Origin of the sequence: Streptomyces katrae (genome assembly GCF_000966975.1) — a bacterium.
Lineage (GTDB): Bacteria > Actinomycetota > Actinomycetes > Streptomycetales > Streptomycetaceae > Streptomyces > Streptomyces katrae.
In genome coordinates this window covers 1-3255 of the sequence record NZ_JZWV01000621.1, presented here as the reverse complement: position 1 = coordinate 3255, position 3255 = coordinate 1, and the positions used below count along the sequence as shown (strand labels likewise).

At 77.1% G+C, this 3255-nt stretch carries 1 protein-coding gene and 1 pseudogene; both read left to right on the top strand.

Annotation, left to right across the window (positions count from 1 at the left end):
• Positions 1-760, top strand: a 760-nt coding sequence (locus VR44_RS22200) for a DUF58 domain-containing protein (RefSeq protein WP_045949328.1), incomplete at its 5' end; no start/stop codon positions are given.
• Positions 757-3202: pseudogene (locus VR44_RS22195) on the top strand (transglutaminase TgpA family protein). The gene VR44_RS22200 and the pseudogene VR44_RS22195, both read left to right, overlap by 4 nt.
• Positions 3203-3255 lie beyond the last annotated feature (53 nt).

Here is a 3255-nt window from a genome sequence, read left to right as displayed (position 1 = left end):
CGGCGACGGCAGCCGCCGCTCCCTGGCCCTGGCCGGGGACGACGACGTGATCCCGCGCACCTACCGGCGCGGCGACGACCTGCGGCGGGTGCACTGGCGCTCCACCGCCCGCTACGGCGAGCTGATGGTCCGCCGCGAGGAGCAGCCCCAGCGCAGCAAGGCCACCGTCCTGCTGGACACCCGCTACCTGGCCTACGAGGGCGCCGGCCCCGACTCCGCCTTCGAGTGGGCGGTGTCGGCGGCGGCCTCCACCCTGCTGCACGTCCTGGAACAGGGCTTCGCCGCGCGGCTGCTCACCGACACCGGCGACGCCGTACCCGGCGCGGGCGCCTTCGCCGGCGGGAGCACCGCCGGCGGCCCGGAGTCCGCCGAGGCGGCCGGACTGATGATGGACACCCTCGCGGTCGTCGGCCACTCCGAGGGCAGCGGCCTGGGCCGTGCCCACGACGCGCTGCGCGGCGGGACGGGCTCCGGCCCCTCCGGCGGCGACGGGCTGCTGGTCGCCTTCTTCGGCGACCTGGACGACGAACAGGGCGAGCTGGCGGCCCGGATGCGGCAGCGCAGCGCGGCCGCGGTCGCCTTCGTGCTGGATCCCGCGCTGTGGGCCGGAGCGCCCTCGCGGGTGGAGGAGCGGCTGCGCGGGCTGCGCGACGCGGGCTGGACGGCACTGGCCGTACCGCCCGGCGCGGCCTTCGCCGAACTGTGGCGGCAGGCCGGGAACCTCCCCGTCGGCCCGCGGAACCCCGGAGGCACGGCATGAGCGGGCGGACGCGCGTGACGCTCTTCGGAACGCTGGCGACGCTGCTGACCGCCTGGTCGCTGGCCCCGCTGGTGGAGACCTCCGGCTGGCTGGTCCAGGCGGCGCTGCTGCTGGCCGTACAGGCCGGGGTGGGCGCGGGGGCGCGGCGGGTGCCGCTGGCCCGGGCGCTGACCGTGGGCGCGCAGCTGCTGGTGTCGCTGCTGCTGCTCGCCTTCCTGTTCGCGGGGAAGGCCGAGTCCACCGGGAGCGGGCCGCTGGCCTTCCTGGTCACCGATTTCGCCGGGCTGTTCCAGCAGGGCGTGCGGGACGTGGGCGAGTTCGCCATACCGGCGCCGCTGACGGACGGCATCCGGCTGCTGCTGCTCGCCGGGGTGCTGCTGATCGGCCTGCTGGTGGACGTGCTGGCCGTGACCCTGCGGACGGCCGCGGCGGCCGGGCTGCCGCTGCTGGCCCTGTACTCGGTCGCCGCCGGACTGTCGGACGGGCGCGGGCAGCCGTGGCTCGCGTTCCTGCTGGCCGGCGCGGGCTACCTGATGCTGCTGCTGTCGGAGGGGCGCGACCGGCTGGCCCAGTGGGGCCGGGTCTTCGGCGCGGCGCCCAACGCCCGGACGCCCGCCTCCGCCGGTTCCGGTTACGGGGCGAACGGGGCCGGGGGCACCCGGGCCGTGGCCCCCGTACGCACCGGGCGGCGGATCGGCGCGGTCGCGCTGGGCCTGGCGCTGGCGGTGCCGGCCGCGCTGCCGTCGCTGGGCGGCGGAATGCTGGGCAACCAGGGCGAGGACGCCCCGTCCGCGGGAGGGGGCGGCGGCACGATCTCGGCGGTGAACCCGCTGGTCTCGCTGCAGAGCAGCCTGAACGCCCAGGACAACCGGGTCGTGATGAAGTACCGCACGGACAGCCCGCAGCTGGGCGAGCAGTACCTGCGGATCCTGGCGCTCGACGAGTTCAACGGGGTCAAGTGGGAGGCGTCCGCCCGCCCGCTGACGGACGTCCCGCAGCGGCTGCCGAACCCGGCGGGGCTCACCGAGGAGGTCCGCAGGACGGCGGTCGAGGTCCGCACCACCGTCTCGGCGGCGGACACGTACGCCCAGCGCTACCTGCCGATGCCGTACCCGGCGACGCAGGTCGACATCGGCGGGAAGTGGCGCTTCGAGCCGGCCGGCCGGACCCTGGTCGGCGACCAGCTGGGCAAGGACCGCTTCCAGAACGTGCAGGGCGCGCAGTACACCGTACGGAGCCTGCTGCTGCGGCCCACGGCGGAGCAGCTGCAGTCCGCGCCGCCCGCGAACGCGGCGGTGCACGCGGAGTACACGAAGCTGCCGGACAACCTGCCGCCGGTGGTGGCGGAGACGGCGCGGCGGGTCACGCAGGGCGCGACGGACGACTACGCGCGGGCGGTGAAGCTCCAGGACTTCTTCGCCGTGAGCGGCGGCTTCCGCTACGACACGAAGGTGTCCTCGGGCACGGGTTCGCAGGCCATCGCCCGGTTCCTGCAGGACAAGGAGGGTTTCTGCGTCCACTTCGCCTTCTCGATGGCGGCGATGTCGCGGACGCTGGGGATCCCCGCGCGGGTCGCGGTCGGGTTCACCCCGGGCGAGAAGCAGTCCGACGGCACGGTGAACGTCTCGATGCGGGACGCGCACGCCTGGCCGGAGCTGTACTTCGAGGGCGTGGGCTGGACCCGGTTCGAGCCGACGCCCCGCTCGGGCATCACCCTGCCGGACTACAGCCGGCCCGAGGCCCCGGCCCCGCAGCCGTCCGCGTCGTCCGCGGCGCCCTCGCAGTCGGCGGCCGCCCCGTCCGCGGCGCCCGCGCAGAGCGGCGAGGCGTGCCAGCGGCGAGGCGTGCCCGCCGGCGCAGAAGAAGCTCGGCGAGTGCGGCGGGCCGGCGGCCCAGCAGAGCACCGGGTCCGGGTCCGGCGGGGTGTCGGCGGGGACGGTCCTCGCCTGGACGGTGCTGGTGCTGCTGGTGGCCGCCGTACCGCTGCTGCCGCTGCTGTGGCGGCGCCGGGTGCGGGAGCGGCGGCTGGGCTCCGGCGAGGTCCTGGCCGCCTGGCGGGAGCTGGGCGACTGCGCCTGGGACGCGGGCGTCCCGCCCGACGAGGCGCTGTCGCCGCGCGGTGCGGCGGGGCGGATCGTGCTGCTGGGGCGGCTGGAGGGTGAGGCCGCCGAGGCGGTGCACCGGGTCGCCGGTGCGGTGGAACGGGCGCTGTACGCCCCGCCCGGCGCGGCCGGTGCGTACGGGGGGCTGTCCGCGGACGTCCTCACGGCCCGGTCGGCCCTCCTGGCCGGCCTCGGCCGCCGCTCGCGCCTCCGCGCCCTGCTCCTCCCCCGCTCGGGAGCCCGGCTGGCCGCCGCCGCGTCGGCCCGGCTGTCTGCCGCGTCGGCATCCCTGACCCGGCTGGTCGGCCGCCTCCGCCTCCCCGTCCGCACCCGGGGCTGACGGACCGGGGCGGGGGCGGTGTGCCGGCGGGGCTGATTTCAGCCCCGCCTGGG